The 26,965-nt window shown below is 60.2% G+C and carries 22 protein-coding genes; 5 read left to right on the top strand and 17 right to left on the bottom strand.

Annotation, left to right across the window (positions count from 1 at the left end; genetic code table 11):
- Positions 1-59: 59 nt before the first annotated feature.
- The 8 genes from KJY40_RS12065 to KJY40_RS12100 form a co-directional block, all read right to left on the bottom strand.
- Positions 60-455: a hypothetical protein gene (locus KJY40_RS12065; protein WP_230737051.1), complete on the bottom strand. Its 396-nt coding sequence runs from the start codon at positions 453-455 to the stop codon at positions 60-62.
- Positions 452-5,152 (bottom strand): RHS repeat-associated core domain-containing protein, encoded by a 4,701-nt coding sequence (locus KJY40_RS12070; RefSeq protein WP_230737052.1) that lies wholly within the window; start codon positions 5,150-5,152, stop codon positions 452-454. The genes KJY40_RS12065 and KJY40_RS12070 overlap by 4 nt, the downstream gene beginning before the upstream one ends.
- Positions 5,152-5,874 (bottom strand): DUF4123 domain-containing protein, encoded by a 723-nt coding sequence (locus tag KJY40_RS12075; protein ID WP_407681999.1) that lies wholly within the window; start codon positions 5,872-5,874, stop codon positions 5,152-5,154. Before KJY40_RS12075 ends, KJY40_RS12070 begins: the two co-directional genes overlap by 1 nt.
- Before the next feature lie 4 nt (positions 5,875-5,878).
- Positions 5,879-7,921 carry a type VI secretion system Vgr family protein gene (gene tssI, locus KJY40_RS12080; RefSeq protein WP_230737056.1) on the bottom strand — a complete coding sequence of 681 codons (2,043 nt, stop codon included), beginning with the start codon at positions 7,919-7,921 and terminating at the stop codon, positions 5,879-5,881.
- A gap of 127 nt (positions 7,922-8,048) precedes the next feature.
- A complete protein-coding gene (locus KJY40_RS12085) occupies positions 8,049-8,564 on the bottom strand; it encodes an Hcp family type VI secretion system effector (protein ID WP_007949952.1) in 516 nt (171 codons plus the stop codon).
- A 310-nt stretch (positions 8,565-8,874) separates the two neighbouring features.
- Positions 8,875-10,254 carry a 2-oxoadipate dioxygenase/decarboxylase HglS gene (hglS, locus tag KJY40_RS12090; RefSeq protein WP_230737057.1) on the bottom strand — a complete coding sequence of 460 codons (1,380 nt, stop codon included), beginning with the start codon at positions 10,252-10,254 and terminating at the stop codon, positions 8,875-8,877.
- Positions 10,255-10,365: 111 nt separating this feature from the next.
- Positions 10,366-11,304 (bottom strand): alpha/beta fold hydrolase, encoded by a 939-nt coding sequence (locus tag KJY40_RS12095; RefSeq protein WP_230737059.1) that lies wholly within the window; start codon positions 11,302-11,304, stop codon positions 10,366-10,368.
- Between the two features lie 16 nt (positions 11,305-11,320).
- Positions 11,321-12,775 (bottom strand): flavin-containing monooxygenase, encoded by a 1,455-nt coding sequence (locus KJY40_RS12100; RefSeq protein WP_230737061.1) that lies wholly within the window; start codon positions 12,773-12,775, stop codon positions 11,321-11,323.
- Positions 12,776-12,947: 172 nt separating this feature from the next.
- Here KJY40_RS12100 and KJY40_RS12105 point away from each other — a divergent pair, with 172 nt between their 5' ends.
- The 3 genes from KJY40_RS12105 to KJY40_RS12115 all read left to right on the top strand — a co-directional run bounded on the left by KJY40_RS12105 (position 12,948) and on the right by KJY40_RS12115 (position 16,004).
- Positions 12,948-14,021: a diguanylate cyclase gene (locus KJY40_RS12105; RefSeq protein WP_230737063.1), complete on the top strand. Its 1,074-nt coding sequence runs from the start codon at positions 12,948-12,950 to the stop codon at positions 14,019-14,021.
- A gap of 84 nt (positions 14,022-14,105) precedes the next feature.
- Positions 14,106-15,344, top strand: a complete 1,239-nt coding sequence (locus KJY40_RS12110; RefSeq protein WP_230737065.1) for a M20/M25/M40 family metallo-hydrolase — start codon at positions 14,106-14,108, stop codon at positions 15,342-15,344.
- 357 nt (positions 15,345-15,701) lie between these two features.
- Positions 15,702-16,004 carry a hypothetical protein gene (locus KJY40_RS12115; RefSeq protein WP_085748230.1) on the top strand — a complete coding sequence of 101 codons (303 nt, stop codon included), beginning with the start codon at positions 15,702-15,704 and terminating at the stop codon, positions 16,002-16,004.
- 78 nt (positions 16,005-16,082) lie between these two features.
- Here KJY40_RS12115 and KJY40_RS12120 read toward each other — a convergent pair whose 3' ends face one another.
- The 8 genes from KJY40_RS12120 to KJY40_RS12155 form a co-directional block, all read right to left on the bottom strand.
- Positions 16,083-16,952 carry an isocitrate lyase/PEP mutase family protein gene (locus tag KJY40_RS12120; protein WP_007956238.1) on the bottom strand — a complete coding sequence of 290 codons (870 nt, stop codon included), beginning with the start codon at positions 16,950-16,952 and terminating at the stop codon, positions 16,083-16,085.
- Positions 16,953-17,112: 160 nt separating this feature from the next.
- Positions 17,113-18,147, bottom strand: a complete 1,035-nt coding sequence (gene astA / locus KJY40_RS12125) for an arginine N-succinyltransferase (RefSeq protein ID WP_007956239.1) — start codon at positions 18,145-18,147, stop codon at positions 17,113-17,115.
- A 55-nt stretch (positions 18,148-18,202) separates the two neighbouring features.
- The gene (locus tag KJY40_RS12130; RefSeq protein WP_230737067.1) at positions 18,203-19,219 is read right to left on the bottom strand and encodes an arginine N-succinyltransferase; all 1,017 of its coding nucleotides are present in this window, start codon (positions 19,217-19,219) and stop codon (positions 18,203-18,205) included.
- A 118-nt stretch (positions 19,220-19,337) separates the two neighbouring features.
- Positions 19,338-20,687 (bottom strand): APC family permease, encoded by a 1,350-nt coding sequence (locus KJY40_RS12135; RefSeq protein ID WP_011333496.1) that lies wholly within the window; start codon positions 20,685-20,687, stop codon positions 19,338-19,340.
- A gap of 87 nt (positions 20,688-20,774) precedes the next feature.
- Complete coding sequence (locus tag KJY40_RS12140) at positions 20,775-21,527, bottom strand: N-formylglutamate amidohydrolase (RefSeq protein ID WP_230737068.1); 753 nt, start codon at positions 21,525-21,527, stop codon at positions 20,775-20,777.
- A complete protein-coding gene (locus tag KJY40_RS12145; RefSeq protein ID WP_230737070.1) occupies positions 21,511-22,842 on the bottom strand; it encodes a type I glutamate--ammonia ligase in 1,332 nt (443 codons plus the stop codon). The genes KJY40_RS12140 and KJY40_RS12145 overlap by 17 nt, the downstream gene beginning before the upstream one ends.
- Positions 22,839-23,483, bottom strand: coding sequence for an isochorismatase family cysteine hydrolase (locus KJY40_RS12150; protein WP_230737072.1), 645 nt, complete (start codon positions 23,481-23,483; stop codon positions 22,839-22,841). Before KJY40_RS12150 ends, KJY40_RS12145 begins: the two co-directional genes overlap by 4 nt.
- Before the next feature lie 2 nt (positions 23,484-23,485).
- Positions 23,486-24,340 (bottom strand): MurR/RpiR family transcriptional regulator, encoded by an 855-nt coding sequence (locus KJY40_RS12155; protein WP_230737074.1) that lies wholly within the window; start codon positions 24,338-24,340, stop codon positions 23,486-23,488.
- A 317-nt stretch (positions 24,341-24,657) separates the two neighbouring features.
- Here KJY40_RS12155 and KJY40_RS12160 point away from each other — a divergent pair, with 317 nt between their 5' ends.
- Together KJY40_RS12160 and cobF are read left to right on the top strand one after the other, a co-directional pair.
- Positions 24,658-25,227, top strand: coding sequence for a histidine phosphatase family protein (locus KJY40_RS12160; protein ID WP_230737076.1), 570 nt, complete (start codon positions 24,658-24,660; stop codon positions 25,225-25,227).
- Positions 25,227-25,982, top strand: coding sequence for a precorrin-6A synthase (deacetylating) (gene cobF, locus KJY40_RS12165; RefSeq protein ID WP_230737078.1), 756 nt, complete (start codon positions 25,227-25,229; stop codon positions 25,980-25,982). The genes KJY40_RS12160 and cobF overlap by 1 nt, the downstream gene beginning before the upstream one ends.
- Here the strand turns inward: cobF and ftrA are convergent.
- Positions 25,951-26,940 carry a transcriptional regulator FtrA gene (ftrA, locus tag KJY40_RS12170; protein ID WP_230737079.1) on the bottom strand — a complete coding sequence of 330 codons (990 nt, stop codon included), beginning with the start codon at positions 26,938-26,940 and terminating at the stop codon, positions 25,951-25,953. The two genes, cobF and ftrA, sit on opposite strands and share 32 nt — an antisense overlap.
- Positions 26,941-26,965 lie beyond the last annotated feature (25 nt).

Raw genomic sequence — 26,965 nt, forward strand, 5'->3', positions numbered from 1 at the left:
ATTTTTGTGTCCCCTTCTTTGCTTTGAAAAAGTGACAGATTTGTCAATTTTTATTGAGTTCAGTCTAGCGGGTACTCGCAGGTCCATGGGGGCGTAAATAGCTCGGGGTTTATATTATTTTCATAAAGGAAAGAGTTTATTTCTTCCTCTGTTTCCATGGTTTTGCACTTTGTGATTGTTGTGTCGTTGGCGCCAATGCTGTCTCTTGTTTCGAGAAGGTGGATTGGGAGAGTGAATTCTATAATGACGTATTTAGAATTTTTTGCATCCTCTATAAACTTGTAGTAACTCTCTCCAGGGTATCTGTTTTCAAAGTTTAAATGATAAATAGCGTAGATTGCGATCCACTTTCTAAGTGACTCATCCTGCGAAGGTAGTTCCTGCGCAATCTCTGTATATGATTTTGCCTCCAAACCCCACCAAACTTTTCTAGGGATAGTCTTCTGGGTGCTCATTTTTGTCCTTCAAATTGGTTTGGCCAATAGATTCTTATAACTTCCCCTTTCACAGGGTGAAGCTGCAAATGTGGATGATCACCATGTGGGTCGCTCGGGTCGTGATTCGCCATTGTGACCTTTCTTGTCTTAATGTCTGAAACCGGTGTGTCATCCCAGTGATAGTATTTTTCGGGTTCTTTTGTTTTTCTAAAATGCGTTTTGGCAGTCGCAGAGTTGAATTCTTCGGCGTTTCTATATCCTTGGCCTACATATTTCCCTAAAAATAGCTCTTCAGCTTCAGCTCTGCTGTTCACGGTGACGGAGGTAGCACCTCGATCAAGTGCGTCTGATGCCCTTTTTACAGAACCATTCGACCACGGGATATCGGGTGCCGAAGGTTCTTTCGTATCGACTCGCGCCTTCTCTGTTGGTGCAGTTGGGTTTCCTTGACCATCTCCATCTGGTGGGCATCCATTCAAACCCAGCGGATCCACCCACCCCGTAGGGTTGGGCACGTACTGGTAGTTATTCAACCCACCCGCAAGCTTGATCGGATCCGGAGTCAGAAAACGCCCAGTCCCCGGATTGTAGTAGCGATGACGGTTGTAGTGTAGGCCCGTCTCTGCGTCGAAATACTGACCCTGGAAGCGCAACGGATTATCGATTTCGCTGACATCCAGCGCCGCGAGGTTGCCGTAGGCGCGGTACTTCGCGGACCACATGATCTCGCCACTGTAGTCAGTGAGTTCCTGCGGCGTGCCCAGATGATCGAGCTGGTAATAGAACGGGGTCGCCTTGCGAGGCCCTTCACCATCGAGCATGGCAAGAGGGCGGAATGTGCCCGGTTCATAGATATAGCTGCGGTAACGATTGTCAGCGCTTTCAGCGATCAGGCGTTCGCCTTGCCACAAGAATTCGGTTGTGTGGCCGTCGACGGTTTTCTCGATGCGGCGACCGAAAGCGTCGTACTTGTAGGACGCGGTGCTGCCACCCGGCAGGCTCGCGCCGATCAGTCGATGCTGACAGTCGTAGCGGTATTCAGTGACGAGTTTCTGGCCAGCGCCACGGCGTTCGCGAATCAGGTTGCCAAAGGCGTCGTAGTCGTAATGGCGATCACCCTGCATCAGCAGGCGGTTGCCTTTGACGTTGGCGAGGTTGGCTGTGCCTTCGTTGTTCTGGCCGAGCAGGTTACCGGCCGGATCATGAGCAAAGCTTTCCGGTGTCGAGCCACGAACGCTGATCAAGCGATCGAGCGGGTCGTAGTGGTAGCTGCGGCTGCCTTTGCGGCTGTCGTCGATTCCGGCGAGGTTGCCGTTTGCGTCGTAGTTGTAGCGGCGCTGGAACAGGTTTTTCTCGCGCTGGCTGACGCTGTGGGCCTGCAAGCGGCCCTGTTCGTCATATTGATATTGGCTGAGCAACAGGCCTTGCTGCCGTTGCTGTTCGCGACCACCGCTGAACTGGTGAGACGTCAGGCGTGAGCCGTTGAGGTCGATGCCGCTGAGCGTACCGCCGGGTTGGTGGCGGTAGTCGAGTTTGCTGCCATCGGGCAAGCGACAGTGCTTGAGCTGGCCAACGCTGTCGTACTCATAGCGCAAGGTGCCCCAGCCCTGGTGTTCGGTGACAAGGCGATCTTGCAGGTCGTATTCGTAGGCGAGTGGCCAGTGTCCGTCGTCGACGTTGACCAGGCGGCCGAGGGCGTCGTAGCTGTAATGGATTTCTTCGCCGTCGGGAAGGGTCTTCACCAGAAGCCTGCCAGCAGCATCGCGTTGGTATTCAGTCACCAACTCGCTGCCGTCATCGCCGAATTCGGTTTTCTTCAGCAATTGGCCGTTGAGATCGTATTCGTATGCGGTGCGACGACCGTCGAAGCCGGTTTCCTGTTGGATCAGGCCATTCGGGAAGTAGTCGAGGTTGTAGTGTTCGCCGCGCTCGTTTTCGATTTGCGTCAGCAGCAGGCGCGAGTTGTCGTAGCGGTAGCGCAGCTGACTGCCGTCAGGATTGATGCGACGGCTGACAAGGTGCAGGTTGTCGGCATATTCGTAACGGGTGACGCGGCCGAGTTCGTCGCGTTCGGCCGTGACATTGCCGTAGGCGTTGTAGGTAAACGCGCGTGTTGCGCCGCCCGGCAGGGTAATTTGTGCAAGGCGGTTGGCGGTATCCCATTGGTACTGGGTGATGGTCCCGGACTCTTCTTGCCGAGTAATCTGCCGCCCCAGCGCGTCGTAGCGATATTTGCGTTGACCGCCGTCGGGCAGGCGTTCTTCAAGCAATTGACCGAGGTTGTTCCAGCCCAGTAGGTGGCGGCTGCCATCCGGGTGACGGATCTCCAGCAAACGTCCTTGACGGTCGTAGCTGTAAAACGTCGAATTTCCGTCCGGGTCGATCTGCTGGGTAACATCGCCCTGTCTGTTGCGTTGATACTTCCAGCTGGCTTTGCCGCGATGAACATCGCTGACGAAACCGTTGCTGTATTCGTAGGTGATGGCCTCATCTTCAGGAGGGATAACGGCGATCATCAATCCATTGTCGTCGTACCGGTATTCGGTCACGGCGCCGAGAGGATCCTTTTCCGCGACCAATTGGCCTTTGTCGTTATAGGCCTTGAGGTGCTCGGCACCATCCGGATCGATCTTGCTGATCAATCGCGCCTGATCGTCGTGGGTGTAAACCTCTTCGCTGCCATCGGCATTGGTAACGGTCACGCTGCCTTTGTCATCCCAGGCGTAGCGCGCGTCCATCTGCGAGAAGTTTGCCCAGTGGTGGACGCAACGAGCCAGTTTGCCTTCGTTCTCCCACTCCCAGAAGAAGCTCGCGCCACCGGCCAGTTGCCGTTCCAGAATCACATGTTCATCGTTGTAGCGATAACGCTCGGCTTCCCCGGCAGCGTTCTTCGCCTCAATCAGCCGATGCTGCGCGTCATAGGTGTAGGTGACCAGCGTCTGGACGGTGTTCCAGGCGTCCTCAAGATTGTCCGCTGGAAGAAACTGCTGATAGTCGACCGCGACAATGTGTTTGCGGTCGTAGCGTAAAAGCAGGGCACGACCTGCGCCGTTGTCGAGGCGTTTAATCCGCCCGTGGATGTCCCGTGTGATGTGCAGGCGATTGCCATAGCTGTCGCTGATGGCGATCAGAGTTGCGCCTTTGCTGTTGAATCGGAAGTGGTAGAACGATGGGCGTTTGCCGGCTTGGGCCAGTACCAGTTCTGACGGGTCATCGCCGAGGAAAATGGCTGCACGCGAGAGGCTGTTGGTGATCGCCGGGCGCTGTTCGCTTGGAAGCGGGAACGGTGTGGAACGGTTTTCGTGGTCGGTCCAGATGACTTCATCGCCCACGATTTCAATGCGGTGAGCAAGGGCGTGACTCCATCCGTATCCCAAGCCACAGTCGATTTCCACGGCGCTGGTTCTGTACAGGCGTGTCCATTCAAACGGCAGCAGACCGTCGAGTCGTCCGTCGCTCAGTGTGAGCAGCTCTTCGCCAGTGACCATGGAAACAGGACATTTGTCGGTGCAGGTCTTGGAGGCCGGTTCGGCGCTCTTTTCCGCAGGCGTCTTTGCCTGTTTTGAAGCGTCATCACCAACTTCGCCTTTACCCAGCCTTGCGTTCTTTTTCCCGTCGAATCGCAGCTGAGAGACGCCGTTTCTCACCTTCGCCGTCACCCCACGTGCCGCAACGGCAGTGTATTTGGCGACGTACTCCATAAAGCCATTGATGATTTTGAACAGCGACTTCACGAAGCTGGTGACAGCATTGATGACAAGCTCACCGTACTTCTTCAGTCTGGCGGCGAGGTAGATAACCCCTGTGCCTTCAGCCGCAATGGTCAGTACCACGCCAATCACGATGTCGATCGCGATGCCGACGACAATGGCCGTGGTCATTTTCGCAACGTCGCCGGCCATTTTCATTGGCGGCAAGCCTGCCAGCCAGATCACGGCACTGCGTACCAGCAGGAACAAAGCGGCTTCGTCGCTGGCCAGCAACATGGCTTTTTTCATGATGTCTGGCGAACTTTCGGCGACTTTGATCAGGTCCTGGACGCCGGCACCGAGATCTTTTGCAAACTTCTTGGGGTCTTGCAGAATGTCGAGCACCAGACTGATGCCATCCCACACGCCTTTGATGGCCTCCCAGCCACCTTCAAGAATGCCGTTGCCGATCGCCATCGCTGTGCCCGAGGCCGACAGATTCGACCATTGCGGCTTGAAGCCGGCCCACTCCTTGCGCAGGAAACCTTCGAGGTCCGCTGTCACGCCGCTGTAGGAGCTGAACAGAGCGTCGATCTGCGCGGGTGTCACTTCGTTGTGAACACGGATTTTGTAGAACTTGCCGGGAATCCCACCGGTCCAGCTGGCTTTGCCTTGTTGATCGAGTTTGACCTTGCTGACTGCACCACCTTCCACCGCGACGATCTCGACTTCGATATCGCCTACAGGGATGTCATAAACCGACTCGAACTTGCTCTCGATCAGCAGCGGTCCCTTCAACGGGCACTGAGCCACGTTCGAAGTGAAGTCGCCGTCGGTCATGCTCACCGATTTGCTGGTGTTGCCAACCTTGATGACTCGCTCCATGCCCAGCAGGGAAGGGAGGTCAGCCGCTCGGCTGGCTTTGTCCGCGACGTTGGCGTACCAGGTTTTGGTCTGTTCCTGATACAGCTTCAGACTGTCCTTGAAGGTGTTCAGTTGGTTGTCAACAAAGGCAACGCGATCCATCAGCCTTGCTCCAGAATCAGGTGGTTTAACAGTGCTTCTTTAAGGTTGTCCGGAGCATCCGGGCGACGCACGAAACGGGTGATTTTCAGTTTCAGGTTGTTTTCGGGCCACGCGCTGTAGAGGTCCGGGCGTACTTCTTCGAGCCATTGCATCAAGTTGCCGATCAGCGTCGTGTGATCCTCTTTCGCCAACTGATCCAGCAGCTTCTTCGGCACCTTCCACCAAGGCCAATCCCTCGCCTTCGGCACCACTCTCGGCCCGACTTCCAGGCTCCGCCCATTGATCAGATACCGCTCAAACACCGGCAGCACTTCCCCAGCCGTCTCACCCAGCCCTTCAAGAATCGGATAGATATGCCGCCCATCCCAGAACCGGAAAAACACCTCGGTCCCGTCCGGCATCTTCACCTGGGTCAAACTGCGCAAATGTTCGAAGACTTCGTTGGGCTCCGAGCGGGAGACCGCCAGCCAGCCCCAGTCGAGGGCGTCGGTTTCGGTGATCCAGGGCAGGAAGGCCGAGTTGGCCTTGAGTTCGGCGACGTATGGCATCACCGGTTGCCAGGTGGAGTAGGGCGTTCCGCCCCAGACGGGAATGGCCTGGACGGACGGTTCGCTCTGATACAGGGTCTTGAGCGCGTCGGCATCACTGGCGGCGCTGATGACCAGATACAGACGTTCGTCTTTCTGCAGCGGCTGTTGTGCCAGCCAATCCTTGGGTGTCATTCGATTAGATGGCACAGGCACCTGCCTTACACTTCTCACACTCTTCACAAAACGGCGCATTACGTTTGAGGGTATTGATTTGCGCCGGTGTCAGCACGGCGCCAGCCTTGTCGGCATCCGCCTGCTTCAGCACACCCGGCATCAACGGCGCCGCCCCCGTGCCACTCCCCGGTCCACCACCCGAGTTGATGTTGATCGCCGGCCCGCTCATGGTCACGCCGCCGCCATCGATCTTGATGAAGCTGCCGCCACCGACCAGCGTCAGTTCAGCCCCAGCCTCCAGCACCACCTTCATCCCGCTGCTCAGGTGAATTTCCTGCCCCGCGTCGATGAATTGCCCGGTGCCGATCTTGATGTGCTGGTTCACGCCCACGGTCAGGTGGTCGTTGGCCCGTGCTTCGACTTTGCGGTCTTCATAAACCGTGTGGTGTTCTTCGGCCTTGAATTCCGTGTAGCTGTTCTTTTCCACGACGTCGTGGCGTTCGTTGCCGACGCGGATTTTCTGGTCGTGTTCGATGTTCTCGTCCCAGTCGCGCTGGGCGTGCAGGAAGATCTGCTCCTGGCCTTTCTTGTCTTCGATGCGCAGTTCGTTGAAGCCGCCGCCACCCATCGAAGTCAGGGTCTTGAAGGTGGTGCGCGTCTTGTTCGCCGGCAGCGCGTAGGGGACGGTGTTTTCCTTGTGGTACAGGCAGCCGCTGATCAGCGGCTGGTCGGGGTCGCCTTCAAGGAAGGTCACCAGCACTTCCATGCCGATGCGCGGGATGGCGATGCCGCCGTACTGGGCGCCGGCCCAGGCGCTGGAGACGCGCAGCCAGCAGCTGGTCTTGTCGTCGGCGAGGCCGTCGCGGTCCCAATGGAACTGGACTTTGACGCGGCCGTATTCGTCGCAGTGGATTTCTTCACCCTTGGGCCCGGTGACCACGGCGCTCTGGCTGCCGAGGATGCGCGGTTTCGGGTGGCGCAGGGGCGGGCGGTTCGGCACGTCCCATGGGGTGGCCTGAAAGCGGTTGCGGTAGCCCTGGTGGAAATCGTCTTTCAGCGCGGTGGTGTCACTGGTGACCGACTCTTCCAACACCTGCGGCTGCTTGCCTTCGTGATGGACTTCGGTCAGCAGCCAGAGGTCGTTCCACTTGGCTTTCGGGTGTTCTTTCAGCGCGAGGAAATGGCCGCTGACCAGCAACGGCTGGTCGCTGCGACCCTCGGCGAGCTGGAAGTCGCTGCGGTGGCGCTCAAGGGCGCGTTTGGCCAGGTGTTTGCCGCGTTCGCGGTCGACGAAACGGCCCGGGTAGTCGTAGTCCTCGAGGTCGGGCAGGGCGTCGCCGCGGTTTTCGCTTTCGAGGGTGATGCGCGGTTTTTCGAAGTCGTAGTCGCGGCGGGTGGTGCGGCTGGTGCGGGTTTCCAGGCGCAGGTCGAAGCGCTTGATCACCGGGTCGCTGGCGACCATGCCGGAGTCCTGCTGATAGGCCACCGGCGCCAGTTTGTGGAACACCGTCTGGTCATCGCCGAACACCAGTTTGTGCGCCGTGGCGCTGTGCTGGAAGTGGTAGTGAATGCCTTCTTCTTCGCACAGGCGCTGGATGAAATGCAGGTCCGATTCGTCGTACTGCACGCAGTAGAGGCGATCGGGGTAGATCGAACCGGTCTGGAATTCATAGGCGTTGCCCTGGATACCGTGTTCTTCAAGGACCTTGCCGATGATTTTCGGCACGCTGAGGTTCTGGAAGATCCGCTGGTTGACCCGGTGCGCGAGGTACGCGAGTTGCGGGCGCAGGGTCACGGAGTAACGCGTCAGGCGCTTGCCGGAATCGCCTTGCGCGGCGCGGTAGATCAGGCCGTGGATGCCGCTGCCGTCGGGCGACAGTTGCAGGAAGGCCGGTTTGTGCAGCAGGGTTTCGAGGTCCAGCGACGGCTGCTCACTGACCAGCTCCACCTCGAATACGAAAGGCTGGCTGACGGCTTCCCGACCGGTGAGGGTAAACACCTGGAAATCGGCGGAAAGACCTTCGATGGTCAGGGCAAAGTGGGTTTCATTGGCCGGCGCGAACATCCCTTGTTCCTCGTGCAGTACAGCGGCGTTCGTCGACCGCTAGACGATCAACGCACGCGAAATTCTGGAGGGGCGTAAACAACATCGACCAGCAGAGCTGGCCGATGCTTGAAACGATCAGCCGTAATTAAACGACTGGAGCACGCCAGTCATCGGAACCCGAAGTACCGGATACTTCGTGGGTCCAGGTGATTTTGCGGTAGGTGAACTGCACTTCTTCCAGGTGGGTGAAGTGCGCGTTGCCTGGATCCTGGCAGTTGTGCATTTTGTTGTTGATGGCGACGATGATCGCGTCTTCCAGTTTGGTGGTGTAGTAGTGCTCTTGGGTACCTTGAGCCGAAGTGCGGTACCACTGGATAACGATTTCGCTCATGCGCTCGCCGGAAGTCAGAGCTGCTTGCAGCAGTGGCGAAGCCTTGTCGTAGACCTTGGTGATCACAACTGGCTTGTGCACGCGCTGACCGGTTGGCTGACCGGATTGCGGGTCACGCGGGATGATCACGTCGTGGGTGAAAGCCTGAACCATGACCTGGTCTTCGTGGCCTTCCTGGTAGGTGTTGCCAACGGAGTCGGCAGTGAAGGCGCCGGCAGTGATCAGGCCTTGTTTTTCGCCGGTAACCGACATGTACGCTGGTGTTGCCATGGGAGGTGCTCCTTGCGGATAAAGTTAGGGTGCCCGGGAGGCGAAATCGCCCGGTGGGTGCCTGACTGTTATCAAGGAGCGTGCCAGTTTTTTCGAAGCCTTATAAACCAACAGGTTGGCGCTGAGCGACCCTGGTTTTAACGAAAACGGGCGGGGATTCAGGCGAAAAGTGCGCAAGAAGTTGCGCAGTACTGCGCAACTTCTTGCGCACTTGGCTGGAGGCCACGTGGCACAAGGGTTTCAGAAGATTTATAGGGGGTTTATTACGGGGAACTGCGCAACTTCTTGCGCAGTATGGCTAATCGCCGCGTTATCGAGTCAACACCGCAAGGCAGTCTTCAATCGAGCGTTGCTGCGTCTCGGCGTACAACCTCAATTCATCAATGGTCGAACGCCCCAGCGCCTGCTCGAATGCCTGTCGGTTGGAGTGCTCGCCATAGTGCGCCTGCGCCGCATCCCCCAGGTTCGACTGAAAAATCCCCGCCGCACTCACCGGCAGGAAATCTTCGTACACCAGCGGTTCGGCTTTCACATAGCCGTCGCGCAACAAAGCTTGCAGCGAAACCTCAGCGGGACGACTCGCCGCAAGCCCTTTGTCTGTCACGAAATAACGGAAGTACGCCAATTCCTGCTTGCGCATGCCTTCGAGGCTGTCAGGAAATTCGCTGAAGTGCTGAGTCATCAGCGCGTTGTAGCGTGAGGCATTGCCTTCGTTGGGGAAGTCGCCCAACTCATCTCGCGCCGCATTCAGCAGTCGGTCGTACAACGCCCGGCCCTTGGGTGTCAGCGCCGCGCCGCGTTGTTCAATTTCGCCGAAGCGGGCGCTGTGGCTGCCGCGGGTTTGCGTCTGGTCGGTGAAGGCGATTGGCTCGTCCAGCGCCTTGAAACTGGTTTGACGCAACAGGATCGGATGCTGCCGGCGCGGCGGGCCTTCGATCACCGCTTTGGGGGTGATGCCATGCAGCGGCATCTGCGCCTGAACAATGTCGATGTCCAGCGTACGCGGTGTCAGGTGGTTGATGTGCGGGCCTTTGAACGCCACGACATCGGCAATCAGACGATGCTGGGCGCTGAGGGTCTGGTACTGCGCGGCGGTGACCGTGGCGCTGTGGTGCCAGCGAAATGTCTCCAGCGCTTGCAGGACAAATTCCCCGGCGTCGGATTCATTCAGCCCGCCAGCGGACTCGGCCTGTTCGATTAGCCTTAGCGCCGATGGCGTAAAGATCGAACGCTTATCCAGCACCGATGCAGCAAAGGCTCGCAGTTCAGGGTCTTCAATCAATTCCAGTCGCAGCAATGAAGTGAACACCCGGAACGGGCTGACCTGCAGCGCATCTTCATGCACCGCGCGAAACGCTGTGGAATGCACCGGCACCCCGGCTGGGGTCAGGTCGTAATAACCCACGGGCTGCATGCCCATCACCGCAAACAGGCGGGCGAGGGTGGCCAGTTCGGTGGCGGTGCCGACGCGGATTGCGCCGTGGCGCTCCATGTCCAGCCGTTGGATCTCGCCAGTACTGTGCAATTGACTGGCGATTTGCGGCTCGCGTGCCAGCACGTCGCGGTTGGTCTGTTCCACCAGTTCCATCAATGCGCCGTACAGCGGCACTTCTTCGCGGTACATGTCGGACATCGCTTTGGAGAAGCGTTGGCGGATCAGGTCGGGGCTGACGAAAGGCTGCACGGTCATGAAAAAAATTCCTGGCACGGTCACGTAAAGGATGTCGGAAAAGATCGCAGCCTTCGCCGACGCGGGCAAACGAAGAATCCTACGAACTTCATTCTGCCAACGACTGACCGTTTACCTGTCCTGACGCAAATTTTCCCCCAGAAACTCTCGATACAGACGTGCGGTGTTCGACGGTTGTTCGACCATCGGCATATGGCCGACGCCGTCCCAGACATCGACCCGCAAATTGCTGATGCCTTTGCTCCAGACCGGCACGCTGCTGACGTCGATCAACCGGTCCTTGCGGCCCCAGAGCAACAGCGCCGGGCATTTGATGTCCGGCAGTTTCGGCTCCATCGGCGGGCTGGCGCGAAAATCCCGGAAGATCTCTTCCAGTTCATCGCGACATTGTTCGTAGCGCTGGGCGATGGCATCCAGCACCAGACCGGGCACCCACGGTGGCGAGGCCATGGTCATGGCGTAGAAGCGTCGGAATTCTTCCCGGGAATTGATCAGGAACGGATTGTGCCCACGGGCCAGGTGGCGCTCCATGTCGCTGGCCTCGGGCGCAGTGACGCCGGCCGGGTCGATCAGCGCCACCGAAGCGATGCGATCCGGGTAGGTCGCCGCCAGCCACGCGGCGATGTAGCCGCCCATGGAGTTGCCGATCACGTGGACTTTCTCGACGCCGCAGACATCAAGCAACTGGATCATGCGTTTGGCCTGCACCGGAATGTCGTAGCCACCGCCGGCCTTGAAGCCGGTTTCGCCGTGGCCGGCCAGATCCGGGATGATCACCCGGTACTGGCCGACGAAATGCCGGGCGAAGCGCAGCCACAGATTCTTTTCGGCACTGTAGCCGTGCAGCATCAAAATGCTGCTCGACGCTTCATAAGGCCCGCCTTGCCAGGTCGACACGGTCATTTCGGCAATCGGCACTTCAATCTTGTGCAGCCGGTACAGCTTGGCCTCCAGGGCCGCACTCAGATCGTAGAGCCAGTGGCCGACCGCCGGGTAACTCAACCAGCTCCAGGCCACGAAAACCGCGAGGGCGACAAACAGCAAAAGCATCGTGGGTCTTCCTTGTTCAAGACAGAATGTGGTCGGCCGGTTTCAGCGCCCGGGTCAACCGGTGGTAGCTGAAACTGAAGCCGGGGAACATCGCGATCACATGACCGCTCCTGCTTTGATACCAACTGTGGCAGCCGCCGGTTTTCCAGACCGTGCGCTCCATCTCGCGGTGAATCATCTGAGTGTAGGTACGTTCTGCTTCGGGGCGAACTTCGATGCTGCGCAGACCTTTGTTCTGCAAGGTGCGGATGCAGTCGAGGATGTAGTTCATCTGCGATTCGATGATGAACAGCGCCGAGGTGTGACCGATGCCGGTGTTCGGCCCGGTGACGATAAACAGATTGGGGAAGTCCGGCAGGCTGGTGCCGAGGTAGGCGCGCGGATATTGCGCCCAGACGTCGCGCAGTTGCACGGCGTTTTTTCCGCTGACCGGGTAGGAAATCACGTCGTCGGTGGCGTCGTAACCGGTCGACCAGACGATCAGATCGACGTCGATGTGCTGGCCTTCCTTGGTGACGATACCGGTTTCGTCGAGGCTGGCGATGCCCTGTTCGCGGCTGTGCAGCGTGACGTTGGGCCGGGTCAGCGCCGGGTAATAGGTGCTGGAGAGCAACACCCGTTTGCAGCCGATGGTGAAGTCCGGTGTCAGTTTTTTTCGCAACTCGGGGTCAGTCACCTGGCGTTTGAGAAACTTCAGGGCCTGGCCCTGCACCATGTGAATCGCCGGTTTCGAATACTTGAAGGCGATGACCCGGGTTTCGAACTGCCAGTAAATCATCCAGCGCAGCAGTTTGTAGGCGGGTTTCAGACCCAGGAGCCAACGCTGGAATCGCCCGAACGTCCGGTCGGCCCGGGGCAGCACCCAGTGCGCAGTGCGCTGAAACACGTGCAATCGGGCGACTTTCGGTGCTATCGCCGGAATCACCTGAGCCGCACTGGCGCCGCTGCCGACAATCGCTACCCGTTTACCGTGATAGTCGTAGCTGTGGTCCCAATTGTTTGTATGAAAGGTCTTGCCCTGAAAGCGATCCTGACCGGGGAAGTGTGGGACGACAGGCTGGCTCAGCGGCCCCGTGGCATTGATCAGGAACTGCGCATAAAAAATGCCTTTGGTGCCGGTATGTACGGCCCAGCGTTTTTCGGTGTCGTCCCATTCGACACGTTCGACGTTGGCATCCAGTTCGACACGGTCACGCAGGCCGAAGCGTTCGACCACATGGTCGGTGTAGCGGTGCAGTTCGGCCTGTTCGGCGAACATCTGCGTCCAGCGGTACGGCGCGAACGACAGTGAGTACAGCGGCGACGGCACATCCACCGCTGCGCCGGGGTAGGTGTTCTGGCACCAGGTGCCGCCGAAAAAGTCCCGGCGTTCCAGCAAGCGAAAGTCGTCGATACCGGCCTTGAGCAGATTGACCGCCGCGCACTGGCCGCCAAAACCGCTGCCGATGATCAACACTCGATAGGTCTGCATGAGCCTCCTTCTTAGAGTCTTTTTTCCATTTTCCACCTTTCATGTATAGCCAAACATTTGCCCGCCGTGTGGTGCTGATGACGGGCTATTCGGCCCGCTGGCCGGTGATGGCTATTTAACGTTGCCCTGATAGACTCCCAGCACATCCTTTTGCGGTGTACTCGAGGCCCTTATGGGAAGAACGGGAGGAAAGGGACTTTCACTGGCCAGGAGGCTCTATACATCGCGAACCCTCGGGCTGGTCCTGGGGCTATTGTGCGTGAGCGTCGCGATGTACCCACTCGACCCACCGGCCTGGGTCTGGGCGCTGATGCTGTTCAACGGCCTGGTCTGGCCGCACCTCGCGTATCAATGGGCCCGCCGGGCGAGGGTTCCTTACCACGCCGAACACCGCAACCTGTTGATCGATGCTTTTCTCGGCGGCTTCTGGGTCGCCGCCATGCACTTCAATCCCTTGCCCAGCGCCACGACCATTTCGATGATGGCGATGAACAACGTCGCCATCGGCGGCCTGCGTTTTCTGCTGGCCGGGGCGGCGGCGCAGTTGCTTGGCGTCGGCGTTGGACTGGTGGTGTTTGCCCCCGCGTTCGTCCCGATGACTACGCCAGCGCAACTCTATGCCTGTCTGCCGCTGTTGATGCTGTATCCGCTGGCGCTGGGCTGGATCTGCTTTCGCCAGGCCTACACCCTTGGCCTGCATAAACGTGAACTGTTGGCCCTGAGCCGCACCGACAGCCTGACCGGTCTGCTCAATCACGGCGCTTGGAAGGATCAACTGGAAATCGAATTCGAGCGTTGCAAACGCCAGCAGACAGGCGCTGCGATTGCTCTGATCGACATCGACCACTTCAAGGCGATCAACGACACCTACGGCCACGTGGCCGGCGATATCGTCCTGCGTCAGCTGAGCAAGATGCTCAAGCAGAACCTGCGCATGGCCGATGTGGCGGGGCGCTACGGCGGCGACGAGTTTTGCGTGATCCTGCCGGACTTGCCGCTGTTCAACGCGGCGCAGGCGATGGAAGCGTTGCGTGAGCGTTTTTCCTTTTTGGTGTACGAACAGAACCCGGCTCTGAAAGTCAGCCTGAGTATTGGTCTGGCGGCGCTCGATCCGGCTCACGGCGACGCGACACGTTGGCTGAATGATGCCGATCAGGCGCTTTACGAAGCCAAGGCCGGCGGGCGGAATCGGGTGATCTGTTGCAGCGACGACAAGCCGCGGCGCGAGGTATTTGATTCGGTTTGAACGGATCGGGTGTCGCATCCGGGATAGAGCCTTGGCGCGATGTCAGGTACGGTTCAGTACCCGACACGAAACAAGGATTGATTCATGACGTTCAAATTCCCTCGTTCCCTGCTGGCCGCCGGTCTCGGCCTGACCCTTTCTTTCGCCACCACTGGCGCCTTCGCCGAACCGCACAAACAGGTGCTGGCCGACGCCGAGCAATACAAACCCGAAGCCCTGAAGCTGCTCGAACGCCTGGTCAATATCGACTCCGGTTCCGGCTATGAACCGGGGCTCAAGCAAGTCAGCGACATCGCCATCGAAGAACTGAAAAAGCTCGGCGCCACCATCGAGCTGGTGCCCAACACTCCGGAAAAAACCAACCACGTTCTCGCTACGCTCAAAGGCACCGGCAAGGCGAAAATCCTGCTGATGGCGCACATGGACACGGTGTTCAAGGAAGGCTCCGCCGCCGAGCGACCGTTCCACATCAAGGACGGCCGCGCCTACGGGCCGGGCGTGATGGACAACAAGGGCGGGATCGTCGCCGGCATCTACGCGCTGAAAATTCTGAAGAACCTCGATTTCAAGGACTACGCGCAAATCACCTTCCTGCTTGATGCCAGCGAGGAAACCGGCTCGGACGTCGCCACCGACCTGATCAAGAAAACCGCCAAACTCCACGACGTCACCCTCAATCTCGAGCCTGGCCGTCCGGCCGATGGTCTGGTGGTGTGGCGCAAGGGCAGCGCCACTGCGCTGGTCGAGGTCAAGGGCAAGGCTGCCCACGCCGGTGTCGCGCCGGAACTGGGGCGCAATGCGGCGATGGAAGCGGCGCATCAGATTCTGCAACTGGGCAAACTCGGCGACGAAGCGAAGAAAACCACCATCAACTTCACCGTGCTCAAGGCGGGCGACCGCACCAACGTGATCCCGGATCAGGCCACGGCCAAGGCTGACGTAAGGGCGGCGGTGCCGGAAGAGTTCGACCGGATCGAGAAGGATCTGGCGCGGGTGTCGCAGGACAAGTTGATTCCTGACACCGAAGTGAAGACCTCGCTGCAACGCGGCTTGCCACCGATGCCGCAGACGGCGGAGTCGGATCGTTTGATGGCGATGGCCCAGGGGATTTACGGTGAGATTGGCCGCAAGTTGACCGAAGAAGGTAGCGGCGGGGCGGCGGATGCCAGTTTGTCGGCCGGGGTGGGGACGCCGACGCTGGACGGGTTCGGGATTGTTGGCGGCAATATTCATACGCCGGAGGAATACGCGGAGGTGGAGAGCGTGGCGCCGCGGATTTACCTGTTGTCGCGGATGATTATGGAGTTGGCGAAGGGGCGGTGAGTGGGTGTAGTTGATCCTGCGGGGTGAGGGGGCTTTTGTGGGAAATGAGGAAAGCGTGAGCGGCGCACAACTTTCCAAGACCTTTCCTACAACGTACCCTGTTGCCGCGTTTCGGTGCCGACCCCTATAGTCTTGGCTCGCGGAAAAACTCCGCGAACGATCTTGGCCGGTCGGTAACCTGAAACGTAACAGCGCCATCGCTCAGAGCAGTTTCTGGGCAACGTGTTATGGCGGCTGTGCGCGGGACACCTTAGGGTGTGCCGGATCTTTCAGGTATCTGGTCGGCCAACCCGCTCACAGCTGCCACCTTTATTCGCTTGGCCGCGAACGGTGGTTGTCTTACCTGGAGTTACACCAATGTCGGATCAAGTAATCCCCCGTTACCTCCCCATCGACACCTACGACGCCGAATCCCCGGTGCTCTTCATCAATACTCAAAAAGAACTCAGCGACATGGCCGCGTGTGCGATGCACCGTTTTGTGGTCGTGCGCGATCTGGCAGACACCTTTTCCAGTCTCGACCTCAAGGGCATTTCCGATTGTGATCTGACGCGCATTACCAGCGCGGTGCATCTGCTGATGCGGGAGGGCTGCGCCATTCTGAACGTGATTCAGACGCGGGCATTACAGCGGGAGGAAGGCTTCAAAACAGCGGTCTAGCGGTTTCGCGGCGGGCGCCATGCGAGTGGACTCGTGATGGCGTCGGGCCGCTCTGCCTCTTTTTAGCGTGGTGCGCGGTTACTCTTTGACGCTCATGTATTCCTTGGCCCAGAGGATGTATTCCTCAGGCTGGGTGTAGGTGTGGGTCAGTTCGGTGGCGCTCAGGTCCGAGGCCTGGGTGAAGATCTGGCGTTGTTCGCGCAGGCTGTCGTAAGTGGCCTTGATCGCCGCGAAGTAGGCACCGTGGCCGTCGATGGTCACGCGCACACCCAGTTCGGCCAGGCGCTTGTCGTCGCGCAGCGCCGGGTTGCCGTAGGTCACCAGCATCAGCGGGACGGTCAGGTGTTCGGCGATTTGCTCGAGCTGATCGAAGTCCTGAATACCCACCATGCAGATACCGTCAGCGCCAGCAGCTTGATACTGCTTGGTGCGGCTGATGATTTCCTGGTTCGGCAGGATGCCGGCGTTGGTCCGGGCGATGATTGCCATTTCCGAATCGACCCGGGCTTCCAGTGCCGCGCGGATCTTGCCGACGCCTTCGGCGACGGTGATCAGGTCGGTGGATTTACGGCCGAATTGTGCTGGCAGCAGGGTGTCTTCGATGGTCAGCGCAGCGACGCCGGCGCGTTCCAGTTCGACGATGGTGCGCATTACGTTCAGCGCGTTGCCATAGCCGTGGTCGGCGTCGGCGATCACCGGCAATTGGGCGACGCGGCCGATGCGGGTGGCCTGCTCAGCGAATTCGCTGAGGGTGATCAGGGCAAAGTCCGGAGCGCCCAGGACCTGCAACGAGGCGACCGAGCCGCCGAGAATCCCTACCTCAAAACCCAGGTCAGCGGCGATGCGGGCGGACATCGGATCGAACACCGAGGCGGTGTGATAGCAGGTGTCGGAAGCCAGCAGCTGACGGAAGTTACGGCGCAAATCTTGATGAGAAAGCCTGGTCATACGAGTTCCACCAATACAAAGGAATGGAAAGGCTTGAGCAAAGGTGTCAACGCCGAAGGTGAAAAGGCTATCACGCCAATGGGTCAAGGATCATGACGAATTAACGAGGACGTTAACCAGGAAAATCCTGTTCAGGCTTTCTTGCTGCAGGCAGAGGCGCTCAGGCCGCCACCGCCTGCTGCTGTTGATTGGGCAGCGGCACCGCCCGTACCGAGTTGCCCGGCTGCAATTGCAGGCGTTTGGCGGTGAGGCGGTCGATCACCAGACTGCTGCCGACCCGACGGCCCGGAGCGACGGTGATGCGGCAGTTTTCCAGGCGGCGGTTGTGGATCAACCACAGCGGCGCCTGATCGTCCGGGGTGCCGATGCTCAGGGTCAGTTCCAGGCTGTCGCGCACGGTGCGGATGCTGCGGATCGGTGCTTCGATCACCGGGCCGCCGTCGAAAATGTCGATGTAGCCTTTGTGGGCGAAGCCCTCGGACTGAAGGATTTTCAGTGCCGGTTCGGTGTTGGGGTGGGCCTGGCCGATCACCGCCTGGGCCTGTTCGGTGAGCAGGCAGGTGTACAGCGGCTGACGCGGCATCAGTTCGGCGATGAAGGCCTTGTTGCCCAGCCCGGACAAATGATCGGCGTGGCTGAAATCCATCTGGAAGAAGTGCCGGCCCAGGCTGTCCCAGAACGGCGAACAGCCTTGCTCGTCGGCACTGCCGCGCAGTTCGGCGATCATTTTCTCGCCGAACAGGTGTGGGAATTCGGCAACAAACAGCAAACGCCCCAGCGACAGCAAGCGTCCATTGCTGCCATGGCGCTGGTCGTGGCGCAGGAACAGCGAGCACAGTTCCGATTGGCCGGTCAGTTCGTTGTTAAGGAACAGCGTCGGGATCTGCCGCTGAATGCCCAGGTCCGGCGCCGAGCTGACGGTCAGCCCGACCCGGTAGTTGTACCAGGGCTCACGCAGACCGACGGCCCCGGCCAGAGCGCTGACGCCGACCACTCGCTGCTCGTCGTCTTCAAGCACGAACAGGTAATCGGCATCGGCCCGCTCGACCTGCTCGGCGAAGGCGCGCTGTGCCCAGCGTACCCGGTGGGCCAGGCGATCTTCATTGGCGGGCAGGGTGGTGAACCCCGGCCCGGCCTGTTGCACCAGCGTCATCAACGCTGGCAGGTCGCTGACTTGAACCGGACGAACAATCATGCTGCAACTCCTTTTGCGCGCCTGCTCGGGCACTGTCGTTGGGTAGGGGCGCGGTTCACAGGGCGATCACCCGGATCGTGCCGCCCGCGCGGACGTTGAGCGCCGCGCAAAGGGCCGGGTCGAGCGCCAGGGGCTGACCGGGCTGGAAATCCAGCTCGGCGACCACTGCCCGAAAGCCATGCAGAGCATCGTTGCTCACCAGATAGCGACCGCGAGCATCGATCAGGGGTTCCTCCTGAACCGTGACTGTCTGGCTCTGCGCGATCGAACGGATGTTGGCGGTGCGTGCATACAAGGTCGGGCCGGCATCGAACAAATCGATGTAGCTGTTGGTTTCAAAGCCCTCGCGCTCAAGGATGTCGAAGGCTTCCTGGCCGTCCGGGTGGATGCGGCCGATGCAGTCCTGCGCGGCCTGGGGCAGCATCGGCACGTAGATCGGGTATTGCGGCATCAGTTCGGCCAGGAACGTGCGGCTTTGCAAGCCGCACAGGCGTTCGGCCTCGACATAGGGCAGGTCGAAGAAATGTTTGCCCAGCGCATCCCAGAACGGTGAATGGCCTTGAGCATCGCTATAACCGACGATTTCGGTGATCACCGCTTCGGCAAATCGCGGCGCGTGGGCAGCGATGAACAGCAACCGTGCCCGCGACAGCAGTTCGGAAAACGGCGTGCGCACCAGCGCTTCATCGATGTGAAAACCGCGCAGCAGCGTATGCCCGCTCAGGTCGTGGCACAGCGACAGTGCCGGCACGCCGTGTTCGATGTTCAGCTCCCGCGAAGCGCTGGTGAAGTGGCGGTTGCGCAGGCTGTAGAACGGCTCGTTGAAACCTGCGGTGGCGAGGATTTCCGAACAGCCGACCAGTCGATGGCTGTCGATGTCTTCCAGCACGAAGAAGTAGTTCTCCGGACCCTGAGCGGCCGCATCGCTGTCGAACGAGGCGCAGGACGCGGCGATTTTTTCGCCCAGGCGCTCGCTGTCGTCCGGCAGGGAGGTGACGCCCACCAGGCTGTCGCGCGCCAGTTGTTGCAATTGAGGCAGGTCGGTTGGCTCGACTGGACGTAAGACCAGCATGGATGCACTCCTGTATCAAAAGGTTCGGCCCATTCGCCGAACCTGACTATCACTGTCGGTTTCCACGCGTTAAAGCGGCGGTCGCCTGATTTGTTGTCAGACGCCGCTCTTTTTCTTGTCAGCCATTGCTCGGGTCAGGCAGCGCGGTACTGGCGCCGAGCTTGTTCAGGAAGAACAGGTACACCAGACCCAGTGCGATCCAGATCAGGCCGAGTTTCTGTGCATCGACGCCCATGTTGTACATGATGGCCGCGACGATGATGAAACCGATCACCGGGCAGATCAGGTGACGGATCACCTGGCCGGATTTCTGCCGGCGCCAGTAATAGTTGATCACCGTCAGATGCAGCAGCATGAAGCCGCTCAGGGCGCCGAAGTTAACCAGCGAGGTCAGGGTGTCGACCGAATTGATGAACAGGTAGCAGATCACCAGCGACAGCACGGCCACCAGATAAATGCTCAGGTACGGCGTGTTGTGTTTCGGATGCACCTTGGCCAGCACTTTCGGCAGCTTGCCGTCGCGGGCCATGCCGAACAGCAGGCGCGAGACCGCGGCTTGCGAAGTGATCGCCACCGCCACGCCCCAGGCCAGGGCCGTGGCCACGCCGGTCAGGGTCGCCAGCCAGCTGCCAGCGGCGATTTCGGCGATTTCATAGAACGCGGTGTCGGCGGACTTGAAGCCCATGCCGGCTGCCAGATCGGTGGCGATCCAGGTTTGCGCGACGAAAATCACACCCATCACTACCAGCGTGATCAACGCCGCTTTGCCGACGCTGCGGCCCGGATCGCCCTTGATTTCTTCGGCGAGGGTGGAGATTGCATCGAAGCCGAGGAACGACAGCACCGCAATCGACACCGCTTGCATCAGCAGGGCGAAGTTGAAGGTTTCCGGGTGATACAGCGGCGCGAGGGTCAACTGACCGTTGCCGCCACCGTTGTGCAGGGCATTCCAGGCGTAGAACAGGAAAATCCCCAGCACCACGAGTTGCGCCAGCAGGAACACAATGTTCATGCGAGCGGTGAAGGTGATGCCGCGCAGGTTGACGAAAGTCGCACTGACCAGGAACGCCAGAATGAAACCGACTTTCGGGATGTCCGGGTACAAGTGGTTGAGTGCCATCGCTGCGTAGACGTAAAGCAGCGGTGGAATCAGCAGATAGTCGAGCAGCATCAGCCAGCCGGCGATGAAACCGACGTGTTGATTCAGGCCCCGTTGCGCGTAGGAATACACCGAGCCGGCAATCGGAAAGGCCCGGGCCATGCTGCCGTAACTCAGCGCGGTGAAGACCATCGCCACCATGCCGATGATGTACGCCAGAGGCACCATCCCCGGTGCCTCGGCGTTGACGTAGCCATACACGCCGAACGGGGCGATGGGGATCATGAAGATCATCCCGTACACCACCAGGTCGGTCAGTGTCAGGCTACGTTTCAACTCCTGTTTGTAGCCGAACTCTTCTATTTCCATGAAGCGCAACTCCTTGTCAGCCAATCGGTCGTTTTAGTTGTTATATCGGTCCGTCGTTTACAGCGTCAGCAGTGGTTACAACAATCCTTACAGCAATGGCGCCAGATAATTCGCCCAGCGGTTCACCGCTTCCGGGCTGCGCAGCAGGTCGTTGCGCACCTCGATCAACACCGAATCCAGGCCTCGGGCATCGCCGTGCACCGGCACGGTCATGTCGCCCAGCGGGTCGATCCTGTACGGCTGGTTGCCGGCGACTTTCAGCGGATGTCGTTCCAGACCCTCGAGCATCCGCTGGGCATAGCCCTTGGCCTGACCGAACAGCACGCCGACTTCCAGCTCACGCGGCTGGCCGTAGTACACCGGGGTGAAACTGTGGATCCCTATCACCCGCACCGGCCGACCTTCGGCCAGACGGGCATCGATCAGTTGCTGCAGCCGCGTGTGAAACGGCTTGAACAGGCACTGGCGACGGTATTCGCGGGTAGCTTCGTCGAGCTCGCGGTTGCCCGGCACCTGATAGATCTCGCTCTGCGCCGGGATGCTGTCGGGCGCATGCCGGGGGCGGTTGAGGTCGATCAGCAGGCGCGAGTAATTGGCGCTCAACAGCGTCGCGCCCAACTGCTCCGACAGTTGCTCGGCCAGCGCCAGGGCACCGATGTCCCAGGCAATATGTTCGCGCGCGGCCGTGTCATCCAGGCCCAGATTGTTCAGGGCCTCGGGGATGTAACGGCTGGCGTGTTCGCACACCAGAATCAGCGGGTGCGTCGAATCTTCACGGCTCAGGTTGTAGACCGGTCGGGTGTACAACCCAAGCTCAACGGATTCAGTACAGGCGTGCATAGTGCTCACATAGATCAGCGGGCGAGAGCTGTTCCGTCAGCGCCAGTTCCTCGGTTTTAAGGGCGAAAAAGGTTTCGAGCAACGCGCTTGGCAGCGCTTCGACCAGCGCTTCACTGCGACGCAGGCAATCCAGTGCCTGGGCCAGGGAGGCGGGCAGAGCAACGATGCCCCGGGCCTTGCGTTGTTCGTCGTTGAGTGAATCAGGGATTTCATCGGTGATCGCGTTCAGCGCCAGACGCTGCTCGATGCCCAGGCGTCCGGCGATCAACAGCGCGGCCATTGCCAGATGCGGCGAGGCGGTGGCGTCCATGGCGCGGAATTCCAGGTTGTATTGCTTCGCCACGGGTTTGTTGCCCAGGCTCACGGTCGGGCAGATGCGCAGCGCCGCTTCGCGGTTCTGCTGGCCGAGGCAGGCGTAGGACGCGCTCCAGTGGTGCGGCTGCAAACGCTCATACGACACCGGCGTCGGTGCGGTGAACGCACACAGCGCCGGCAAGTAATGCAGCACACCCGCCGCCCAGTGCTGGCCGAGGGTCGACAGACCATTGCTGGTGCCGGCGTCGTAAAGCATTGGCTGACCCGTCAGATCGAGCAGGCTGACGTGCAGGTGTACGCCGTTGCACACCGCATCGGCGGCAGTCTTCGGCGCAAAGCTCAGATCCAGGCCCATCTGCCGGGCGACTTCGCGGGTGATCTCGCGCACGTTGACCGCGCGATCCGCCGCCGCCACGCCAAGGGTCGGGCGGCAGGTGATTTCGTATTGGTGCTTGCCGTATTCGGGCAGGAACATTTCCGGCTCGACGCCCCCGGCGCGCAACGCACTGAGCAGCCAGCCACCGAATTCGGCGCCCTGGCGCTGGGCTTCCAGCGAGAACGCCAGGTGTTCGGCAAACCCGGCGTGCAGATTGAATTCGTGTTCGAACGCGGCGTTGACCTGCAAGCCGAGCTCATCGCGATAGCGCTCGACCTCGTTGCGCAACAGGGTGCGCGGACAGGCGGCCCATGGCCGGCCATCGGTCTCGCGGATGTCGCCGTGGATGAAGTCCAGCGCTGGCGCTGCGGCGTCCGGGCCGTTGCCGACCGTGACGCGGCTGTCCAGATCGGGAATCAGCCGCAGATCGCCATAAGCGCCCCACGGACTGGTCGAAGCGATGATGTCCTGCGGCGTCAGCGCGCTGTTGGCCGGCACCCAGCCACAACCGACGGCCTGATAATGTTCCAGCTCATCGGTGGGAAACGAACGGCCACGGGTGACGCCGATCAGGTCGGTGGTGACGATGGTGGTCATCGGCAACGGCGACAGGCGTTCGCTCATGGCTGCATCTCCTGCAACCGGCTGAGCACGGTGTCGGTGTCGGTGATCCAGCAATAGCCCTTGATCGCGTTCAGACAGGCGTCGTGGCGTGCTTCGGTGTAGGTCGCGCAGGCGTCCGCCACCAGAGTGACGAGGTAGCCACGGTCGGCGGCGTCGCGCACGGCCATGTCCACGCATTGGTCGGTGACGATGCCGGCGATGATCAGGTGACGGGTTTCGAGATTGCGCAGCACGTAGTCGATGTTGGTCGAGTTGAAGACCCCGGACGAGGTCTTCGACAGCACGATTTCGTTTTCCGCCGGGGTCAGTTCGGCGATGACCTGTGCCTGGGGGCTGCCCTTGGGCAGGTGCATGTCCGACAGTTTGTGATCCAGCGAGCGATCGCGGCCGTCGGCGGTCAGGCTTTCGATCAGGGTGTGCAGCACGTTCTGCCGTGCATCGCGAAAGGCGTTGAGCAGGCGAACCTGATTGGGTACCACTTGCGAGCGCGTGCGGTTGAGGAAATACGCGGCGTCCGGGCCTTCGAGGTGCGAGTCGAACTGCGGCTCGAGCCAGGCGCGCTGCATGTCCACCAGCAACAGGGCGGTGTGGTCGATGACAAACGGCAAGTCCCGTGGCGAGCGATGGGGAAGGCTGAACATCCTTATTTGTCCTCCAGCAAGTGGGTGTCGAAGTCGTTGCGCAGGGCATCGATGCCTTCCAGGCGATCGGCCAGATCCGGGCTGCGCAGGGTCAGGCAGGCAATCAATGCCTCGACCTGGGCCAGCGCCGGGACCATGGTGTCGAACGGCGAGGCCGACTCCACCGGAGCGCTGATGATCATGTCGGCCAGTTCGCGCAGCGGCGAGGCGTAGATGTCGGTGAACAGCACGACGCGGGCGTTGTTATTCTTCGCCGCGCTCGCCACGCGCAGGGCCTGGGTCTGGTAGCGGCGATAGTCGAACACCAGCACCACGTCCTGGCGTTGCAGGTCGAACAGGCGGTCCGGCAATTGCGCGTTGTCTTCCAACGCAAAGCAACCGGGGCGCAGCAGGCGTAAATGATTGAGCAGGTAAGTCGCCATCAGGCTGCTGAAGCGTCCGCCGAAGCAGTAGACCTGATGCCGGGTGTCTAGCAGCCAGTCAGCGAGGATCCGCACGTCTTCCGGTTGGGTCAGGGCCTGGGTTTCGGCCAGCAGGTTATGGCTGTGAGCCAGATAATGGCTCCAGGCATCGTCCTTGTTCTGGTGCGAGCGCGGCTGCAACAGGGTGCGCGGCGAGCGCAGGCGATGGTCCATGTCGCTGAGCAGGGCGTCCTGGAATTCGGCGTAACCACCGAAGCCGAGCTTTTTCACCAGCCGCACGATGGTCGGATCGCTGACACCGGCATGTTCGGCCAGGCGCGCCATCGGGCCAAGCCCGTTGCGTGGATACTGATCGAGCAAGGCGCGAACGACTTTGCGCTCCGACGGCGTCAGGTCAAGGCCGGGGTCGGTGATCAGGTCTCTTAAAGGGGGCATCCGGGCTCCTGCTGGATGGGGTGTTGAATTCGCTTCACAATCCGTTAAAACAGTATTTATGTAACTGACGCTACATGTCTAGCGAATTTTTCCGCGTTTAAACCAGGCCCCAAAATGGGGCGAGATGCCCGTGTAACAAGGGCTACACGTCTGTCGATCATTCTTGTAGTCCATTGCCCATTACTTTGTCAGACATTGCCGCTTTGTTTTGACAGAGCGATTCAAGGGCTTCCCCGGAACCGCCCGGTTTACGGCACAATTGCCGTCCTGCCGGCACTTTGCCGGGTGTTTTTTACCTTCTGACCGAGTGACTCATTGTGCAAGCCACCCGTTTGACCTTGATGTGTCACGCCAGAACCGTCGCACAAAAATTGGCGCGTTTTCCTACGAACGAAGCTGTTGAAGAAAGCGCTGTGGCGTCTGACTCGCTGGCCGGTCGATTCGCTACTGCGCGGCGTTTGATCTGCGGCCCGGAATTGCGCACGTGCCAGACTGCCGCATGGTTCGGTCATGATGCTCAGGTTGTTGAAGCACTGCGTGATTGCGATTGGGGGCGGTGGCAAGGTCAGTCGATCAAGGACTTGCAACGGAACGAACCCGACGCATTGCAAGCCTGGCTCGAAGATCCGCACGCCGCACCCCATGGCGGCGAGTCGGTGGCGCAATTGCGTGAACGGGTGGCCGCGTGGCTGGTTTCACTGCAAGCCATCCCGGGACACGTGGTGGCGGTCACCCATCCGTTCGTGATTCGTGCTGCATTGATGCAGGTCGTGCAGGGCGAGGCGTTTCACAGCCTTGATGTCGAGCCGCTGGCGGCGGTCGATCTGCGGTTTACCGGGCGCTGGCGGCTACGCTTGTCCGGCATGAATCTGGAAGGAGCAGAGTGATGAAGCGATTGCTGGTGATCGGCATCGGTGCCGGCAACCCGGACTACATCACGATGCAGGCGGTGAAGGCGCTGAACCGGGTGGACGTGTTTTTCCTGATGGACAAGGGTCAGAGCAAGGACAAGCTGATCGACCTGCGGCGAGAAATCTGCGAACGCTACATCTCCGATCGTACGTACCGTTTCGCCGAAGCCCACAGCCCGGAGCGCGAGCGCGGCGATGTGGACTACAGCGCCAGCGTCGATGATCTGAACCGTGCCAAGCAGCAAACCTTCGAACGCCTGATCAATGACGAATTGTCTGACGGGCAGTGCGGCGGTTTTCTGGTGTGGGGCGATCCAGCGCTGTACGACAGCACCATTCGTATCCTGCAGGCGATTCTGGATTCGGGGCGATGCGCGTTTGAATTTGAAGTCATTCCCGGCATCACCAGCGTTCAGGCCCTGGCGGCACAACACAAGGTGCCGTTGAACACCATCGGCCGCTCGATTGAAATCACCACCGGCCGACGCCTGGCGGCGGGGCAGGTGAGCGATACGGACAGTCTGGTGGTGATGCTCGACGCGGAAGATTCCTACCATCGGGTGGCGGATCAGGAGACCGAGATTTACTGGGGTGCCTACCTCGGCACGCCGGATGAAATCCTCATCCATGGCAAGCTTGGCGATGTTGCCGATGAGATCGAACGGGTGCGCAAGGCTGCCCGGGCCGAGCATGGCTGGATCATGGACACCTATCTTCTGCGCAAGCCTTGATCTCGCGACCAAAGCGTTCGCGATACACCGACGGCGGCACCCCGACCACGCTGCGAAACGCCACACGAAAGCTCTCCACCGACCGATAGCCACAGCGCAGGGCAATCTGTTCGGTGTTCTGCGGCGTGCTTTCCAGCAATTCCCGGGCCCGGGCCAGGCGTTCGTGTTGCAGCCAGGCCTTGGGTGACTGGCCGCTGGCTTCGCTGAATTTTCGCAGGAAGGTGCGTTGGCTCATCGCCGCTTCGCTGGCCAGATCGCGCACTTCCAGCGGTTCGTGCAGGCGCTCGCGGGCCCACTGCATCACGCGCGACAGGTCGCTGCGCGGCGTCGGGCTGACCGGTGTCGGAATGAATTGCGCCTGACCGCCGGTGCGCTGCGGCGACATCACCAGCCGTCTCGCCACCGAGTTGGCGATCTGGGTGCCGAAGTCCCGCGCCACCAGATGCAGGCAGGCGTCGATTCCGGCCGCGCTGCCGGCCGAAGTAATCAATTGGCCGGAATCGACGTAAAGCACGTCCGGGTCGACATCGATGGCCGGGAAGCGCTCGGCCAGCTCCGAGGTGTAGCGCCAGTGAGTGGTGGCGCCGTGCCCGTCGAGCAGGCCGCTGGCCGCCAGCACAAACACGCCCGAGCAGATCGACAGCAACCGGGCACCGCGCGAATGGGCTGCACGCAATGCTTCCAGCAAGGCTTCCGGCACCGGCGCACTACGGTCGCGCCAGCCGGGAATGATGATGGTGCGCGCATCCGCCAACAGCTCAAGACCGCCATCGGCCAGCACCTGAATTCCGCCCATGGCGCGCATCGGGCCTTGATCGACCGCCGCAATGCAGTGCTTGTACCACGGAAAATCGAACTCCGGCCGGGCCAGGCCGAAGATCTCCACGGCAATGCCGAACTCGAATGTGCAGAGGCCGTCGTAGGCCAGAATCGCGACCAATCCAGGTGAATCATGCATTTGGCGGAAAATTCCCGGTGAGTGT

Source organism: Pseudomonas fitomaticsae (assembly GCF_021018765.1).
Lineage (GTDB): Bacteria > Pseudomonadota > Gammaproteobacteria > Pseudomonadales > Pseudomonadaceae > Aquipseudomonas > Aquipseudomonas fitomaticsae.

Bases quoted from the DNA above. Each gene is read 5' to 3' on its own strand.
- KJY40_RS12065 (WP_230737051.1), bottom strand. From the start codon at position 455: ATGAGCACCCAGAAGACTATCCCTAGAAAAGTTTGGTGGGGTTTGGAG.
- KJY40_RS12070 (WP_230737052.1), bottom strand. From the start codon at position 5,152: ATGGATCGCGTTGCCTTTGTTGACAACCAACTGAACACCTTCAAGGAC.
- KJY40_RS12075 (WP_407681999.1), bottom strand. From the start codon at position 5,874: ATGACACCCAAGGATTGGCTGGCACAACAGCCGCTGCAGAAAGACGAA.
- tssI (WP_230737056.1), bottom strand. From the start codon at position 7,921: ATGTTCGCGCCGGCCAATGAAACCCACTTTGCCCTGACCATCGAAGGT.
- KJY40_RS12085 (WP_007949952.1), bottom strand. From the start codon at position 8,564: ATGGCAACACCAGCGTACATGTCGGTTACCGGCGAAAAACAAGGCCTG.
- hglS (WP_230737057.1), bottom strand. From the start codon at position 10,254: ATGACCGTGCAGCCTTTCGTCAGCCCCGACCTGATCCGCCAACGCTTC.
- KJY40_RS12095 (WP_230737059.1), bottom strand. From the start codon at position 11,304: ATGCTTTTGCTGTTTGTCGCCCTCGCGGTTTTCGTGGCCTGGAGCTGG.
- KJY40_RS12100 (WP_230737061.1), bottom strand. From the start codon at position 12,775: ATGCAGACCTATCGAGTGTTGATCATCGGCAGCGGTTTTGGCGGCCAG.
- KJY40_RS12105 (WP_230737063.1), top strand. From the start codon at position 12,948: ATGGGAAGAACGGGAGGAAAGGGACTTTCACTGGCCAGGAGGCTCTAT.
- KJY40_RS12110 (WP_230737065.1), top strand. From the start codon at position 14,106: ATGACGTTCAAATTCCCTCGTTCCCTGCTGGCCGCCGGTCTCGGCCTG.
- KJY40_RS12115 (WP_085748230.1), top strand. From the start codon at position 15,702: ATGTCGGATCAAGTAATCCCCCGTTACCTCCCCATCGACACCTACGAC.
- KJY40_RS12120 (WP_007956238.1), bottom strand. From the start codon at position 16,952: ATGACCAGGCTTTCTCATCAAGATTTGCGCCGTAACTTCCGTCAGCTG.
- astA (WP_007956239.1), bottom strand. From the start codon at position 18,147: ATGATTGTTCGTCCGGTTCAAGTCAGCGACCTGCCAGCGTTGATGACG.
- KJY40_RS12130 (WP_230737067.1), bottom strand. From the start codon at position 19,219: ATGCTGGTCTTACGTCCAGTCGAGCCAACCGACCTGCCTCAATTGCAA.
- KJY40_RS12135 (WP_011333496.1), bottom strand. From the start codon at position 20,687: ATGGAAATAGAAGAGTTCGGCTACAAACAGGAGTTGAAACGTAGCCTG.
- KJY40_RS12140 (WP_230737068.1), bottom strand. From the start codon at position 21,527: ATGCACGCCTGTACTGAATCCGTTGAGCTTGGGTTGTACACCCGACCG.
- KJY40_RS12145 (WP_230737070.1), bottom strand. From the start codon at position 22,842: ATGAGCGAACGCCTGTCGCCGTTGCCGATGACCACCATCGTCACCACC.
- KJY40_RS12150 (WP_230737072.1), bottom strand. From the start codon at position 23,483: ATGTTCAGCCTTCCCCATCGCTCGCCACGGGACTTGCCGTTTGTCATC.
- KJY40_RS12155 (WP_230737074.1), bottom strand. From the start codon at position 24,340: ATGCCCCCTTTAAGAGACCTGATCACCGACCCCGGCCTTGACCTGACG.
- cobF (WP_230737078.1), top strand. From the start codon at position 25,227: ATGAAGCGATTGCTGGTGATCGGCATCGGTGCCGGCAACCCGGACTAC.
- ftrA (WP_230737079.1), bottom strand. From the start codon at position 26,940: ATGCATGATTCACCTGGATTGGTCGCGATTCTGGCCTACGACGGCCTC.